This window comes from Rhodoferax sediminis, assembly GCF_006970865.1.
Classification (GTDB): Bacteria; Pseudomonadota; Gammaproteobacteria; order Burkholderiales; family Burkholderiaceae_C; genus Rhodoferax_A; species Rhodoferax_A sediminis.
Window position 1 is genome coordinate 352,822 of the sequence record NZ_CP035503.1, and the last position, 15,175, is coordinate 367,996.

At 66.8% G+C, this 15,175-nt stretch carries 12 protein-coding genes; 10 read left to right on the forward strand and 2 right to left on the reverse strand.

Annotated elements, in window-relative coordinates; all coding sequences use genetic code 11:
- Positions 1–32: 32 nt before the first annotated feature.
- Complete coding sequence (locus tag EUB48_RS01715) at positions 33–1,004, reverse strand: LysR family transcriptional regulator (protein ID WP_142817332.1); 972 nt, start codon at positions 1,002–1,004, stop codon at positions 33–35.
- A gap of 129 nt (positions 1,005–1,133) precedes the next feature.
- Between EUB48_RS01715 and EUB48_RS01720 the strand changes: the two genes are divergently transcribed.
- The 5 genes from EUB48_RS01720 to EUB48_RS01740 all read left to right on the forward strand — a co-directional run bounded on the left by EUB48_RS01720 (position 1,134) and on the right by EUB48_RS01740 (position 7,314).
- Positions 1,134–2,345: a CaiB/BaiF CoA transferase family protein gene (locus EUB48_RS01720; RefSeq protein WP_142817333.1), complete on the forward strand. Its 1,212-nt coding sequence runs from the start codon at positions 1,134–1,136 to the stop codon at positions 2,343–2,345.
- Between the two features lie 4 nt (positions 2,346–2,349).
- A complete protein-coding gene (locus EUB48_RS01725; RefSeq protein WP_142817334.1) occupies positions 2,350–3,627 on the forward strand; it encodes a DUF1254 domain-containing protein in 1,278 nt (425 codons plus the stop codon).
- Between the two features lie 30 nt (positions 3,628–3,657).
- Positions 3,658–4,638, forward strand: a complete 981-nt coding sequence (locus EUB48_RS01730; protein WP_142817335.1) for a Bug family tripartite tricarboxylate transporter substrate binding protein — start codon at positions 3,658–3,660, stop codon at positions 4,636–4,638.
- Positions 4,639–4,649: 11 nt separating this feature from the next.
- Positions 4,650–6,386 carry a carboxylesterase/lipase family protein gene (locus EUB48_RS01735; protein WP_142817336.1) on the forward strand — a complete coding sequence of 579 codons (1,737 nt, stop codon included), beginning with the start codon at positions 4,650–4,652 and terminating at the stop codon, positions 6,384–6,386.
- Positions 6,387–6,489: 103 nt separating this feature from the next.
- Positions 6,490–7,314 carry a creatininase family protein gene (locus EUB48_RS01740; RefSeq protein ID WP_142817337.1) on the forward strand — a complete coding sequence of 275 codons (825 nt, stop codon included), beginning with the start codon at positions 6,490–6,492 and terminating at the stop codon, positions 7,312–7,314.
- A gap of 31 nt (positions 7,315–7,345) precedes the next feature.
- On the opposite strand, the gene EUB48_RS01745 is transcribed toward EUB48_RS01740, so the two are convergent.
- The gene (locus EUB48_RS01745; protein WP_142817338.1) at positions 7,346–8,977 is read right to left on the reverse strand and encodes a Na+/H+ antiporter; all 1,632 of its coding nucleotides are present in this window, start codon (positions 8,975–8,977) and stop codon (positions 7,346–7,348) included.
- Positions 8,978–9,094: 117 nt separating this feature from the next.
- Here EUB48_RS01745 and EUB48_RS01750 point away from each other — a divergent pair, with 117 nt between their 5' ends.
- From EUB48_RS01750 to EUB48_RS01775, 5 genes are all read left to right on the forward strand, one after another.
- The gene (locus EUB48_RS01750) at positions 9,095–9,469 is read left to right on the forward strand and encodes a hypothetical protein (RefSeq protein WP_142817339.1); all 375 of its coding nucleotides are present in this window, start codon (positions 9,095–9,097) and stop codon (positions 9,467–9,469) included.
- A 30-nt stretch (positions 9,470–9,499) separates the two neighbouring features.
- Positions 9,500–10,339, forward strand: coding sequence for a pirin family protein (locus EUB48_RS01755; protein WP_142817340.1), 840 nt, complete (start codon positions 9,500–9,502; stop codon positions 10,337–10,339).
- 465 nt (positions 10,340–10,804) lie between these two features.
- Positions 10,805–11,545 (forward strand): DoxX family protein, encoded by a 741-nt coding sequence (locus EUB48_RS21890; RefSeq protein ID WP_338052415.1) that lies wholly within the window; start codon positions 10,805–10,807, stop codon positions 11,543–11,545.
- Positions 11,546–11,962: 417 nt separating this feature from the next.
- Positions 11,963–12,592, forward strand: a complete 630-nt coding sequence (locus EUB48_RS01770; protein WP_142817342.1) for a glutathione S-transferase family protein — start codon at positions 11,963–11,965, stop codon at positions 12,590–12,592.
- Positions 12,593–13,189: 597 nt separating this feature from the next.
- Positions 13,190–15,142, forward strand: coding sequence for a sigma-54-dependent Fis family transcriptional regulator (locus EUB48_RS01775; protein WP_142817343.1), 1,953 nt, complete (start codon positions 13,190–13,192; stop codon positions 15,140–15,142).
- The last annotated feature ends 33 nt before the right edge of the window (positions 15,143–15,175 follow it).

Sequence of the window (15,175 nt, forward strand, 5' to 3'; positions counted from 1 at the left end):
CGTCTATTTAACCCGGAGCAACTGCAGTCCGTTTAGCGGCTTCGAGGCGCAGCTCTCGGACCGGCTCTTGCCCCCGCCTTGCGGATCGCGCGTGCGAATTCCTGCACCACCGCCGGCTGCCCAATTGCTGCCCGGCGTGTGAAAAGACCCAGCGACGGCAGCGGTATCGCCGGTAACACCGGCACCTTGCGCACGTTGCCCCGTGCCACCTCGTCGCGCGCGTGCTCGAAGCGAACCGCACACAGGAGCGACGGGTCCATGCGCAGCAGCGCGCCGACGGTGACTGACGACATCGCCTCGATCACTGGCTCGGGCGGCTCGACCCCGTCGTTCAAGAAGGCGGTCATGAAGGCCTGGCGCACCAGAGTCTCTTTCGGCGGCGCCACCCATTGCGCCGATCGCAGGTCGGCCCAGCGCAGCCCGCGCCGCCGCACGTTCACATTGGAGGCTGCGGCCAGCACGCAAAGCTGGTCCTCGAGGAGCAACTCCGACTGCAGTAACGGAAGGAGGTCGCTCGACAGCAGCTGCGGGGTGACGGCGCCGAACACGCAGTCGAGCTCGCCGTCGAGCAAGCGCTGGATCAGCTCGCTCACCCGCCCTTCGCGTATCTGCACCGAGGCGGCGGGCATGCGCGCGCGCAGCAGTACGACTGCTGCCGGCACGGTGACAGTCACCGAGGGCGCTCCCACGCGCAGCACCGCAGACGCCCCGGCGCGCAGCGCGTCAATCTCGTCCTGAGCCCGCGCAAGTTCGCTCAGGATCACGCGAGCCCGGTAGACGGCCGCCGCCCCGAACGCATTGGCCTGCACTCCCTGATGGCTGCGATCGAAAAGGCGTGCTCCAAATCCGCCCTCAATCTCGTTAAGCATCTTGCTGATCGCGGGTTGGCTCAAGTGCAGACGGTCGGCAGCCCCGCGCGTGCTGCCCGTCTCGGCCAGCGCGACGAGCAACTCTAGGTGCCTTAGCCGCAGCCTGCGCACCAGGTAGTCAACGCCGCCGGTCATGCGTATTCCCTCGCGCCCTCAACCGCGAACGATCGAGGCCAGCCCTGGCTGAAGTAATCACTATTAGTAATCATGAGATCAGGATTATTGAGTTTTCACGAATGGCGGTGGAGCCTATTATCAGCGTCGATGAATACCGAACGGACAGTCGATTCGCCCGAACCCGCCGCGCCCCTGAGTGGGGTGCGCGTGGTGGACCTCGGCCAGTACATCGCTGGCCCCGGCGCCGCCATGGCACTCGCCGAGCTCGGCGCAAGCGTGATCAAGGTGGAGCCACTCGCGGGTGACCAGGCCCGGCACATCGGCCGATACGGTGAGTCCATGATTCGTGCCTACAACCGGGGCAAACGGTCGATCGCGCTCGACCTCAAGAGCGACGCAGGCCGCGAGGCAGCATTGCGCCTGATCGCACGCAGCGACGTTGTGATCCAGAACCTGCGCCCTGGCGTTGTCGACAAGCTCGGCATCGGCCCGCGCGCCGTGCGCGAGCGATTCCCGCGGGTGATCTACCTCTCGATCTCCGGCTTCGGCAGTCGCGGGCCCTCGCGCGAGCGCCCGGGCTACGACATCGCGGCGCAAGCGGAGAGCGGCCTGATGTCGGTCACCGGGGAGCCCGACCGGCCGCCGCAGAAGGTCGGCGTGCCGATCATCGACGCCGCGGCGGCACATCTCGGCGCGCAAGCGGTACTCGCGGCTCTGTACGGCCGCGAGAAGAGCGGCGTCGGCGAGACGCTCGAGACCTCGCTGCTTGAAGTCGCGATGCATTTGCAGGCCACCACCTGGTGCGACTACCTGGGCGGCGCGCCGGAGCCGACTCGCATCGGCGACGGCCAGCCGAACAACGCACCGGCAGCCGAGGTTATCTCGACGCACGATGGGCACATCGTGCTCTCGGCTTATGCCGACGAGCATTGGGCACGCTTGTGCCGCGTGATGGGCCGCGAGGAGTTCGTCACCGATCCGCGCTTTTGCACGAACGCACGCCGGGTCGAGCACCGCGTCGCGCTGCGCGCGGTGCTGCGCGAGTGCTTCTCGGACATGACCAGCGACGAATGCGTGACGCTGCTTGGTCGCCACCAGATCGTCGCGGGCGCGGTCCGCACGTACGGCCAGGTGCTGGCGAGCCCCGACATCGAGGGGAGCGGCATCCTCGTCGAGGCCAAGGCCGCCGACGGCACACGCTACCGCGCCCTGGGCCTGCCCTATCGCCTCGGCAATGCGCCGCATGCCACTCCGCCGGCCGCCCCCGCGTGCGGCGCGGACACCGACGCCGTGCTCGCCGAGGCTGGCTACAACGACACCGAAATCGCGGAACTGCGGCACGCAGGCGTCGTGGCCTGAAAACATGAACGACGAATCAATCCTTCACGGCGCACCGATCGACGCGACCATCCGCGGCGCGGTCATTCAGACGTTGCCGCTCTTCGAGATGATGCGTATGCGCGCGGTGACAACGGCGCGCCGGCACGCCGTGCTCGGCTTCGCCTCCGACGACCGTGCGTCGCCTCTGCGCTGGGTCAACCAGTTCACGCACACGCATCGGCGGCTCGGACCGAACGATCGCGAGGTCGTGAGCCCGAACAACGACACCGTTTTCAGCAATGCATGGCTGGACTTGTCGGAAGGGCCGGTACTGGTCGATTCGCCCGACATGGGCGAGCGGTACTGGACGCTCGGGCTGCTTGATGCCTGGACCAACCCGTTTGCTTACGTAGGCCGCAGGACCACGGGCAACCACCGCCAGCGCACGCTGGTTCACGGCCCGGGTTGGTGCGGCACTTTACCGGACGACGTCACCCACGTGATCGCGGCGCCCGGCGCCGACGTCTGGATCATCGGGCGCATCCTGGTCGACAGCGACGAAGCCGATATAGCGCGCGTGCGGGTGCTGCAGAATCAACTGCGGATCTCGCGCCTCGACGGATGCGACGCAGCGATGCACATCGACACACGACTCGACGGCCAACCCGTGGAGGTGCCGTCGGCGACGCTGTACCAGGCCCTCGTTGACGAGGCGCTTTCGCGCAATCCCCCACCAGCCGGCGAGCGGCCGGACTGGCCCGTGGCGCCCGAGGCGCTCGCGGCTCTGTTGCCCCGTGTTTTCGACGAGTTGCGCCGGCACGCACAGCCGCACGAGCTTGGCGGCGGCTGGGCGATCCCAGTCACCGTGCGCACCAGTTGGGGCCAGGACTACTTGACCCGGGCACGGGTGGCGCGCAACTTCATCGGCGCTCTCGGCGTCGAGGAGGCGATGTACCCCACCGCCGAAATCGATGCCGACGGCAAGCCGCTCGACGGCACCCACGCTTACGAGCTGCGCTTCCCACCGGGCGCAGGCCCGAAGGTCGGCGCCTTCTGGTCGCTCACGCTGTACCGCCGCAGTGACTGCCTGCTCGTGGCCAATGCCCTCGGCCGGTATTCAATCGGCGACCGCACACCGGGCCTCAGCCATGACGCCGATGGAAGCCTGGCGATTCGCATCCAGGCTGCCGACCCCGGCCCCGGGGTCAACTGGCTTCCCGCGCCACCCGGCGAGCTCTTCTACGTCGTGCTGCGTCTGTACCAGCCGCACGCCGACCACCTCGAGTACCGCTACGCCTATCCACCGCTGCGGCGCCTGTAATTGACCGGAAAATATCAAAAGGAGACAACCATGACCATCAACCGCCGGCGCCTTCTGGGCACCACCGCTACCGCGCTCGCCGCTTCCTTCAACCTGCCGGCCTTCGCTCAGGCGTGGCCGGCGCGCCCGATCCATCTCATATCGCCCTACGCTGCCGGTGGCGCAAGCGACATCCTGACGCGCCTGCTCGGCCAATATTTGTCGGACAAGCTCGGGCAAAGCATCATCGTCGAGAACAAGGCGGGCGCCGGAACGAGGATCGCCAACGAATATGTGGCGCACGCGGCACCCGACGGATACACGATCCTGCATGCGGCTGCGCCAGTCGCGATCGGCGAGGCGCTCTACAAGAAGCTGCCGTACGACGTGCACAAGGACTTCGCGCCGATCGTGAGCACGGCCATCGCGCCGCTGTTTCTCATTGTCAACGCCGATGCACCCTACAAGACGCTGGCCGAATTCATCCAGTACGGCAAAAGCAAGCCGAAGGGTCTGACGTTCGGCTCGCCGGGTGTAGGCTCCGCGCCCCACCTCACGGCCGAGTTGTTCTTGCGCGCGACCGGCGTCAAGGGCATTACGATCCAGTTCCGCGGTGACGCGCCAGCCTACCTTGAGCTTCTGGCAGGTCGCATCGACGCGACCCTCACGGCGATCTCTGCGGCGCTGCCGCACATCCAGGCGAACAAGCTGCGCGTGCTCGCGGTCGCCACCGAGGAGCGGACGTCCGTGTATCCACAGGCGCCGACATTTCGCGAGCAAGGCCATCCGACCATCGTGGGTTATGGCTGGTATGGGCTGATGGCGCCCACCGGCACACCCGCCCCTATCATCGCGCGGCTCAACACCGAGACCAACGCCGCACTCGCCGACGCCGAGATCCGCAAGAAGGTCAATGCCGTCGGCCTGCAGCTGCGCGGCGGCACGCCCGCCGAGTTCGGGGCGTTCATCGACGGTGAAACGCGCAAATGGGCGCAGATCATCAAGGCCGCGAATATCGTCGTCGCCGACTAAGGGGCACTCCCATGACGCGCATCTTCCTGGCGAGCGCGCTCGCCGCGCTCGCACTCCTGCATGGCTGCGTCCACATTGCCAGCACGCCACATGCCCTGCAACGCGACACGTCGTTTGGCCCGGTCGTCGGCGCCGACGCCTCGGCTTCCGAAGGCACGTACAGCTGGAAGGGCGTGCCGTTCGCGCGGCCGCCGGTGGGCGATCTGCGCTGGAAGGCGCCGGTGGATCCCGAGCGCTGGACCACGGCCCGGCCGGCTACTGCGTTCGCCCCGGCCTGCGCGCAGACCGGGCGCCTGTACAGCCCCGGCGCAAGCAACGGCTACGACGCGACGATCGGCAGCAGGCTCGGGAAGACGGTCGGCTCCGAGGACTGCCTCTATCTCAACATCTGGGCGCCATCCACGCCCTCGGCCACACCGCGCCCGGTCATCGTCTGGATCTATGGCGGCAGCAACATCACCGGCTACACCGCCGACCCCGTCTACGACGGCAGTGCACTCGCGAAAAGCCAGAACGCGGTGGTCGTCTCGGTCGCTTACCGGGTTGGGATCTTTGGCTTCCTGAACATGGCGCAACTCAAGACCGGCAACGCCGAGAACGATTCCGGCGACTTTGCGCTGCTCGACATTGTCAAAGGCCTTGAATTCGTCCAGCGCAACATCGCCAGCTTCGGCGGCGACCCAGGCCGCGTCACGCTGATGGGACAGTCGGCCGGTGCCGTGAACGTTTACGCCCTGCTCGCCTCGCCGATGCTCGCCGCGCGGGCGTCGCCGCTCTTTCAGCGTGTGGTCGTGTTGAGCGGCGGCATCTCGACCGCGGCCACGCTGCCCAAGGGCTCAATCCCGGGTGTCCTGCCGGCGTCGGTCTGGGCGACGCGCGGCAACACCTTGCTGCTGCAGTCGCTTGTCGCGGACGGCCAGGCGGCCGACGAGGCCGCTGGGCGTGGGCTCGTCGAGACGCACGGCGCGAAGGCGATGGCAGCGTACCTGCGCGGGCGCTCCGCCGACGCGCTCCTTACCACCGTCCACACGCGGCTCGCGCCGCGGGGCATGGCGACGTCGAACCCGATCCCGGATGGATGGGTCGTCGCTCCAGATCCGATCGCCGCCATCCGCGCAGGGCACTACGTCAAGGTACCCGTCCTCGCGGGCAACACGCGCGACGAGACAAGACTGTTCCCGCAACTGCTCGCCATCCGCCCCAACCTTGGCGGCGTTAGCGGCCGCCTGCTTGACGATGCGGCCGTGTTCGCCCTTGTCTCGCACTACGACCCCGAGGCACCACCGGCGACCACCATCGGGCAGTGGATCCCGCCGGCCTACCTGCCGGCCGACAAGCCGGGCACCGGTTTCAACGCTCGCACGGCCGAGCTCGGCCGGATCTGGTTCGAGGCAATCCGCGACGACGCGCTGAATGCGTTGCGGTCGCGGCAGCCCGACGTCTGGTTCTACGAGTTCGACTGGGACCGGCTGCCCAAGCCCTTCGACACGATTTACGGCGCCGCGCACACCTTCGATCTGCCCTTCGTGTTCGGCAACTTCGGGCCTTCGCTGTATTCGAACATCATGTTCACGAAGGCCAACCGATCGGGTCGCCTGGCCCTCTCCAGGGCGATGATGAAAACCATCGGCGCCTTCGCGCGCACCGGTGACCCGAACAACGACGCGCTAGGCACGGTCTGGAAGCCCTGGCCCTCACGCATCGTTTTCAACGCCGACAACGACGCTGCGCGCATATCGGCGAAGTAACGAGGCGGTCCAGGCCAAAAGAGGTAGGCGCCGAAGGCGACCGTGCCCGTGAGGTGAGCCACTTCACTCTTGGGTTCACGGATTCGGATAATAAAATATAAACATGACACTCAAATTCCGCTTCTGGGCCGACCTGAACACGCGCGACTTCGCGCGGCTTGACGCCACCAGCACCGTAGCCGTGCTGCCGGTGGCCGCGACCGAGCAGCATGGGCCGCACCTGCCGCTGAGCGTGGACCAGACGTTGGTCGATGGCGTGATCGCGGCCGCGCTGCCCCATCTGCCCGCAGAGCTGCCCGTGCTGTTCCTGCCGACCCAGGCGGTGGGCTACAGCCCCGAGCACCAGGCCTTTGCCGGCACGCTGACGCTCTCGAGCGCCACCGCGGTGGCAAGCTGGATCGAGCTTGGCGAATGCGTGGCGCGCGCGGGCGTCAAAAAACTGGTGCTGTTCAATGCGCACGGCGGCCAGGTCAGCCTGATGGACATCGTGGCGCGCGAGCTGCGCGTGCGCGCCGGCATGCTCGTCTATAGCGCCAGCTGGTACAGCCTGCCGCTGGGCGAGGCGGTGGATGGCCTGTTCAGCGCCGACGAGCACCGCTTCGGCGTCCATGCGGGCGAGATCGAGACCTCGATGATGCTGGCGCTGCGACCGCAGTTCGTGGACATGGCGCAGGCGCGCGACTTCAAGTCGACCTCGCAGGTGCGGGCGGTGCAATGTCCGATCCTGGGCAACGGCCGCAGCGCCAAGCTCGGCTGGGCCATGCAGGACTACAACGCCGCGGGCGCGGTCGGCAACGCGGCGGCGGCCACGGCCGACAAAGGACGCGCCGTGGTCGACGCGGCAGGGCAGCAGCTCGCACTGTTATTACAGGAAGTCGCGGCGCTGCCGCTGTCCACGCTGGTGGATGGTCCGGTGCTGCCCGGCTGAATTTGCTCATCCAGCGCGGCCCTTCGCTGTACTAGCGGTAGCGCGCCTCCATCAGGTCGATCTCGCGCACCAGCCGGCGCGACGTCTCGTCGGAGATCCGGCGATGTCGTGCCAGGTTGAAGACGACCTCGCGCTCCGCCTGCAGGGCCGCCACACGCAGCGTGCGCTCGATCTGCTCGGCTTTGCGCAGTTGTCCGGCACTCTCGCCGGTGGCACCGCCATCGAGCCGGCGCTGGTACAGCGCGATCACGCGCGCGGCGGCCTGGGTGTGCAGGTCGGCGTCAAAGGTCTCGCGCAGCTCGGCACGCTGCACCTTCTCGATCGCGGCGATGGCCGCGATGGCGGCATCGTGGCGGGCCAGGTCTTCTTCCCGGCTGGCGGTGGGCTCTTCCGGCAGCACCAGCCCCTTGAGCAGCCGCGGCAGTCCCACGCTGGCCATCAGCAGCGATAGCAGGATCACCGCCGTGGCCAGAAACACGGCCAGGTCGCGCGCCGGGAACGGCGTGCCATCCGGCATCAGCAGCGGCAGGGTCATCACGCCGGCCAGGGTAATGGCGCCGCGCACCCCGGCCAGCGAGGTCGCCAGCAGCAACCGCCAGTGCGGCCGGGTTCCCGGCGTGCCGCGCCGGCGCGCCTTGAACAGGGCCCGGCGCAGCGACACCCAGACCCAGATAAAACGCAGCAGCGCCAGCCCCAGCGTGATGGCCAGCGCATAGGCCGCCAGCCACCAGGGATTCAGATGGCCGCTTTGCCTCACCGATGCCACCGCACCGCGCAGCATGTCGGGCAGTTGCTCGCCCAGCAGCACGAACATGGTGCCGTTCAACGCAAGCTGCACCGTGTTCCAGACCGCTGCGCGTTGCACCCGCGTGGTCGCCAGCGCGCGGCCGGTCAGTTCGACGTAGCTCATGGTGACGCCCGCCGCCACCGCGGCCAGGATGCCTGAGGCCCGCAACTGTTCAGCCAGCAGGTAGGCGCCGAACGGGATCAGCAGGCTGATCAGGATGGGCGAGCCGCTTTCCTCGCCGACATGCTGCGACAGCCAGCGCTGCGCGGAACTCACCACCAGCGTCACGCCGACGCCCAGCCCCAGGCCCGCCAGCGCCAGCCACAGGAACGTGAGCGAGGCCGAGGCCAGCGAGAAGCTGCCGGTCACGGCCGCCGCCACCGCGAAGCGAAAGCAGACCAGTCCCGTCGCGTCGTTGAGCAGCGATTCGCCCTCCAGGATATGCAGCAGCCGTTTCGGGATCGGCACACGCGCGGTGATCGACGACACGGCCACCGGATCGGTCGGCGACACGATGGCGGCCAGCGCGAAGGCCACCGCCGCCGGCATGGCCGGGATCATCCAGTGGATCAGGAAGCCGGCCCCGACCACGGTGAACACCACCAGCCCCAGCGCCAGCGCCAGGATCGCCGTGCGGTCGCGAAACAGGCCATCCTTCGGGATGCGCCAGCCGTCCAGAAACAGCAGCGGCGGCAGGAACAGCAAGAAAAAGATTTCCGGATCCAGCGTCACGCCGTGGTTGAAGCCACCCGCGATCAGCGCGCCGAGCGCGATCTGCACCAGCGGCAGCGGCAGCGAGAACGGCGCGACGCGCACCAGATAGCCGCTGGCGACCACCGCCAGCAACATGAACAACACCATTTCAACCGATTCCATTCCTGATCCCTGCTTGCCGGATCGGCCGCGCCGGAACTTGCGGCGGGGCTCCTGATCCGACACATTTGTGGCGTACTCTTCGCTGTCTTTATCAAATCACCATCCAAGGAGTCTGCCATGGCGTTGCGTCAATCCCTGGTTTCCAGCGTCGATGGGTTGCTCGCCGCCGCTCGAAAGGCCGAGCCGCACACCATCGTGGTCCAGGGCCATCTGGCCGACCTGATGACGGTCGGCCAGGTGCAGATTTTGGCGCGCGACAAGGTGCGCAGCGGGCATGTGGAGGTCGCGGGGCTGGATGTCGCCGCCGCCGACACGCGCTCCCAGGGCGACCGTCCGCAGGGCTTCGGCGTGTACGCGATCCAGGCGCCTTCACGCATGTGGAACATGCAGGCCGACCCGCAGGTGGTCATCACGGCGGACCTGATCGGCCTGTCGGCCGGGCGCGCGTCGGCCCCGGTCATCGGCAGCGGCATTCGCGCCATCACCCATTAGCCATCCATTCACCAGTGAAGGACCCGCACCATGACACGCACCATCACCAACGTGCTGCCGGGCCAGCGCGTGATCGACGACGGCGACATGCTGCTGTGGCGCGCCTTGCCGACGAGTGGGCGCGACCACTTGGGGCCGTTCGTCTTCATCGATCACTACCGCCACCAGAGCCGGCGCGGCATCGGCGACCGGCCGCACCCGCACGCGGGCATCGAGGTGCTGAGCTACCTGCTGGAGGGCAGCGTCGAGCATCGCGACAGCATGGGGCGCACCGACCGGCTCGGACCGGGCGATGCGCAGCACATCCGCGCCGGCCGCGGCACGATCCACGCCGAGCAGCCGCAGGGCGGGCGGCACGGCCTGCAGCTCTGGACCGCGCTGCCCCCGGCGCAAAAGCTGGTGGAGCCGGCCTATGCCTCGTTCCGCGCTGCCGCGATTCCGGAAATTGCGCGCGACGGCGCGCAGGTGCGCGTGCTGGCGGGCCGGGTCGACGGCGTCGAAGGCCCCATGAAGCTGGCCTCGCCCACCACCTGGGCGGTGCTGCGGCTCGCGCCCGGCGCCAGCATCACGCTGACGGTCGATGCCACCGCCGAGCTCGGCCTCTACGTGCTCGATGGCTTCCTCGAACGCGGCGCGGAACCGCCCGTCGGGTCCGGCAGCCTGGCGCTGCTGACATCGGGTGACGCCAGCGTGCGCATCGCCGCGACCGCGCAGCAGCCGCTTGATGTCGCCCTGCTCGGCGGCGCGCCGGTCGAAGGCCCGATCCTGTTCTCCGGTCCCTTCGTGATGGACACGCCGGAACGTCTGGCCCAGGCCAGACGCGACTATGCGAGCGGGAAAATGGGCACGCTGGACGGCGTTCCGTTCTGACGGTCAGCGGTGCCCGCGGGTCGCGTGGGTTGGATGCGATCCGGCCGACACGTGACGGTCAAACTCGTATCGCCGAATGACGGCAAGATACCGGGGGCGAAGTTGCTGGATTCCTGTCACCGTCTGGTGGGCCCCCTGCCGACTTTTGAAATGATGCCGTGAACTTCCGTTTCGCAGCGGCACCGGCCAATCGATCGGAGCCGTCGTGCGGCAGCTACCTGCCATCTACCTGACAGTTCGAGATCTGGCCAACCACGGAGGCACCGGCGGCTTTCAAGGCACAGGGGTCGCTGGCACTGGAAACGCGTGTCGGCCAGTCCGTTCACCCGCTTGAACGACCGCTATTCAACGAGGTCAACAGGTGCTGCCGACCCCAAGCAGACAATCCCGCACATTTCCCAAAGCGGTGCCTCAACGCGCCAGGGACATGGCATCCAGCGGACTGGCAGTTCTTGCACCGTGCGGATGTCGCTGCCCGCCTGCAAAAGCTGGGTGGCAAAGCTGTGGCGCAAGTTGCTTGATGGGAACCAAGCGCATGTTGGGGCGGTTGACTCCACGCCAATGAACACCAGGACGCCAATGTGGCGCAAAAAAAGCAAGGGGGAGTCCATCCCATCAATCAAGAGGGCGTCAAGTGAGGGAACGGCACTCCTGCGACCTAAATCAATCAGCAATGACCGACTCGAGGTCGTCGATCGTTCCTGTGCGATGATGCTGCGGACTTTGCAGAAGCGAGACCCGCTGCGCCAAGTCGGCGGTACCAATCAACCAACAATTTCGGAATTGGAGATCAACATGATCAAAGCGTCTACGGCCCCCTATGCGGCACTACTCCTGCGTGTAAGCTTGGGCATCATGTTTTTGGCGCACGTCGGCCTCAAGGTGTTCGTGTTCACCATTCCCGGCTTCGTCGGCTATTTTGGATCTCTCGGCTTGCCAGCGATTCTTGCTTATGCCGTCGTCGCGCTCGAATTCTTCGGTGGTCTTGCCCTGATCCTTGGCGTCTACGCTCCGTTGGTCGCGTTGCCTTTAGCCCTGGAGATGCTCGGCACAATCGTGTTCGCGCATGGCGCCAACGGGTGGCTGTTCACAAACAAGGGTGGCGGCTGGGAATTTCCGGCCTTCTGGATGGTCGGTCTGATCGCTCTGTACCTCCTTGGCGATGGCGCCATGGCACTCAAACCTGCCCAGCGAAACGCCACCTGAGCACTACCTAGCAGCTGGAGGTGGTCGCGCCTTCGAAGGTCCGCTTTTAGGCGGACTACTAGGGACCGCTCTTGGCCGAGAGCGCCAGTTCGCCGCTGCGTCAGGAAGCCGCCACCCGGAGAGCGAACCATTTCTACCGAAGCTCTGCTTCCGGGGATAACGCCGAAATCACACTATCGGCCAAAAGCGGAAATGCAAACACGCTGCCAAAATTGCTCCGAAGCGGGCGTTCGCGTCCGGCCAGCGCTCGCGCAAGCGCGTGGATGAGGTGGCAAACAGACGCCTTATGTCGGGCGATTTGAGAAAACAGCGCGTTTTCAGCAAATGGCCGCACGTTTGACCGCTAGTGTGTCGCCAGATACGTTCAGAATTCTTGAAAGATAGTGTTTGAAATTCCTATACTCAGGGACCCGCCCCATGATCCTCGTCGGCCAATATGACAGCCCCGTCACCCGCCGCGTCGCAATCGCGCTGCATCACTACGGCATACCCTTCACCCGCGACACCCGCTCGATCTTTGGCGATGCGGCGGCGGTCGGGAAGATCAGCCCCCTGACTCGTATCCCGGCCCTCGTCCTCGACGATGGGGAGGTGCTGATCGACAGCGCCGCCATCCTTGATCATCTCGACGAACAGGCGGACGACGCGGCGCTGATCCCCGCCTCCGGCCCTGCGCGCCGGCTCGTCCTCCAGATGACGGCACTGGCTCAAGGCACCCTCGAAAAGGTCGCGGCTGTGGTTTACGAGAGGCACTTCCATTCCCCCGAACATCGAAGCACCGACTGGCTTGACCGCTGCCTTGGCCAGGCCCGCGCTGGCCTCGACGAACTGACCCGCCGCCTTGCCACACCCTATGCCTGCGGGGCAACGCTCACCCATGCCGATGTCATGATCACCACGCTGGTCTGGTACATGCAGGATCGGATGGATGAAGTGCTGTCACCCACCGCCCACGCCTCTCTGATCACCTTGGCCGAACACTGTGAAATCCTGCCCGTCTTCCGCGCCACCGCCCTAAGTGATTTCGAGAAGATGCCACGCAGCTAACTCTTACAAGCCTACAAGTCATACAAAACTTGCTTTTCCCTTCCTCAAATATCAACCGCCGCCCCTTTTTTTTTCCGAGGTGGCAATACCCGGTTTTCTAATGACCGCTAGTCCAAGTTTGTATGACCGGTTTAGAGCGGGCGCTGAGTCGGCAATGGGTCGGGAGTCCCCGTTCGCAGCCGGAAGAAGCTGGCTCTGGCCGGTAGCCCGCGGCACGGTGGGCAGAATCATCGGCCCGACGGCGATTCATTGACTGGTTCCGGGATACAGCGGCCAGACGGCCGCACAGACGACGAACGGCAGGTTCCTGCGGCAGCTGTCGTTCAACTGCCGGACCTGAGCGACAGCACCCAGTCTGAAGCGGGTACTTGGCGCCCACGGATTGCGTGGGTCGTGCGTGATTGGACACCAGCTGGGAGTTTGATACTCAATTTGTAAGCAGTCGTGGCAGCGCCCCCAGTGCGCCCCCAGTGCGCCCCCAGTGCGTCACACCGGGACGCCAGACGCTGGTGTGGCGCTGTCGATGCCGCGCTATAGTGCCGGAGAGTGCCGCCGCGCCGGTCCGCGCGAGCCGCACCTTCGAGCAGGAGACACAGCATGCATTTGCAGCAACGCGAGCATATTGCGACGGTCATGCAGGTGGCCGGCGACGGGCTCGCATCGGGTCACGCGACGACGCACGACGAGATCATTCGCGCCTCTTGGCAGCGCTGCGTGCACGAACACCGGCTGGACCCCACGCGCATGCAGGAAGCCGTCATCCTGCCCAGCGAGCGCCTGCGCGAGCACCAGGACCAGATGGAAGAGTTCCTGCATATTGCGCGCCATGGCCTGGAGACGCTGTACCAGCAGGTGGCCGGCATGGGCTACTGCGTGCTGCTTACCGATGCGCGCGGCGTCACAGTGGATTTTCTCGGTGATCTGGTGTTCGAGCCGAGCCTGCGCAAGGCCGGCCTGTACCTGGGCGCGGACTGGAGCGAACACCATGCCGGCACCTGCGGCGTGGGCACCTGCATCGCCACCGGCGAGGCGCTGACCGTGCACCTCGACGACCACTTTGACGCGACCCACATCCCGCTGACCTGCACCACCGCTCCGGTGTACGACGCGCTCGGCCAGCTCAATGCGGTGCTCGATATCTCCGCGCTCACGTCGCCCAGCGCCAAGCAGAGCCAGCACCTCGCGCTGCAACTGGTCAAGGTGTATGCCAACCACGTCGAGAATGCGAGCTTCCTGCACCGCTTTCGTCATGACTGGATCCTGCGCCTGAGCGGCGCGCCCCAGTTTCTCGACATGAATCCCGAGTACCTGCTGGCCGTGGACAGCGCGGGCCGAGTGATCGGCCACAACCGGCGTGCCCAGTTGTTGCTCGAGGCGGACACGAACGGCCCGCCGGTGCTGGGCCAGCCGTTCGAGCGGCTGTTCAATGCCTCCTTCAATGACCTCGGGCGCTTCGTGCGCGTGCGTCCGAGCGACCAGCGGGCCATCACCCTGGCCGGCAGTGCGCGGCTGCTGTTCATGCTGGTCGCACCGCCGCCGGTGCGCGGGGCCGCGCCGGCCCAGGCCCTGGAGCGCAAGCTGCCGGCTCCGCTGGCGGGCCTGTCGGGCGGCGACCCGGCGCTGGACCGGCAAATCGAACGGGCGGCCCGGCTCGTCAATTCACCCGTCAGCATGCTGCTGACGGGCGAGACCGGCACCGGCAAGGAGTATTTCGCGAAGGCGCTGCACGAGAGCAGCGAGCGCCGACGCCAGCCGTTCGTGGCGGTGAACTGCGCGGCCATTCCCGAAACCCTGATCGAGAGCGAACTGTTCGGCCACCTGCCCGGCAGCTTCTCGGGTGCCGGCCCCAAGGGCAAGCGTGGCCTGATTCAGGAGGCCGATGGCGGCACGCTGTTCCTCGACGAGATCGGCGACATGCCGCGCGCCCTGCAGGGCCGCCTGCTGCGCGTGCTGGCCGAGCGCGAGGTGCTGCCGATTGGCGCGACGCGGCCGATGCCGGTGAACATCCGTGTGATTGCCGCGACCCACTGCGACCTGGAAGCGCTGGTGCGCGAGGGCTGTTTTCGCGACGACCTGTACTACCGCCTCAACGGTGCCCACATCATGCTGCCGCCGCTGCGCGAGCGGCGCGACCTGGGCTGGATGCTGGACCGCATGCTGGGTCAGGATGTGTCGGGCGCCGCGCTCAAGGACGCGCCGGAGCTCGCGCCCGCTGCGCGTGCCTGGCTGCTGGCACACCGCTGGCCGGGCAATCTGCGCGAGCTGCGCAACGTGATCGAGTACGCCCGCACGGTCTGCAGCCAGGGCTACATCGAACTGGGCGACCTGCCCGATACGCCGGGTACGGCGGCGGCTCCGCAGGCACTGGCGCCGCGCACAGCGGCCGCCACCAGCGAGGCGACGCAACTGCTGCAGCAATTGCGTGCCGCGCGCTGGAACGTGACTGCGGTGGCGCGCCAACTGGGCATCTCCCGCATGACGCTGTACCGGCGCATGAAGCGCTGGGGTATCAGCTCGCCCAACCAGCGGGACGATCAGGCGTTGCCTTGAGCCGCCGTTCAGGTGTCACACCCGGAGCTGTGA

Excerpts from the sequence above, each read along its gene's own strand:
- EUB48_RS01740 (WP_142817337.1), top strand. The coding sequence starts at position 6,490 with ATGACACTCAAATTCCGCTTCTGGGCCGACCTGAACACGCGCGACTTC.
- EUB48_RS01770 (WP_142817342.1), top strand. The coding sequence starts at position 11,963 with ATGATCCTCGTCGGCCAATATGACAGCCCCGTCACCCGCCGCGTCGCA.
- EUB48_RS01775 (WP_142817343.1), top strand. The coding sequence starts at position 13,190 with ATGCATTTGCAGCAACGCGAGCATATTGCGACGGTCATGCAGGTGGCC.
- EUB48_RS01750 (WP_142817339.1), top strand. The coding sequence starts at position 9,095 with ATGGCGTTGCGTCAATCCCTGGTTTCCAGCGTCGATGGGTTGCTCGCC.
- EUB48_RS21890 (WP_338052415.1), top strand. The coding sequence starts at position 10,805 with ATGTCGCTGCCCGCCTGCAAAAGCTGGGTGGCAAAGCTGTGGCGCAAG.
- EUB48_RS01745 (WP_142817338.1), bottom strand. The coding sequence starts at position 8,977 with ATGGAATCGGTTGAAATGGTGTTGTTCATGTTGCTGGCGGTGGTCGCC.
- EUB48_RS01715 (WP_142817332.1), bottom strand. The coding sequence starts at position 1,004 with ATGACCGGCGGCGTTGACTACCTGGTGCGCAGGCTGCGGCTAAGGCAC.
- EUB48_RS01725 (WP_142817334.1), top strand. The coding sequence starts at position 2,350 with ATGAACGACGAATCAATCCTTCACGGCGCACCGATCGACGCGACCATC.
- EUB48_RS01730 (WP_142817335.1), top strand. The coding sequence starts at position 3,658 with ATGACCATCAACCGCCGGCGCCTTCTGGGCACCACCGCTACCGCGCTC.
- EUB48_RS01735 (WP_142817336.1), top strand. The coding sequence starts at position 4,650 with ATGACGCGCATCTTCCTGGCGAGCGCGCTCGCCGCGCTCGCACTCCTG.
- EUB48_RS01720 (WP_142817333.1), top strand. The coding sequence starts at position 1,134 with ATGAATACCGAACGGACAGTCGATTCGCCCGAACCCGCCGCGCCCCTG.
- EUB48_RS01755 (WP_142817340.1), top strand. The coding sequence starts at position 9,500 with ATGACACGCACCATCACCAACGTGCTGCCGGGCCAGCGCGTGATCGAC.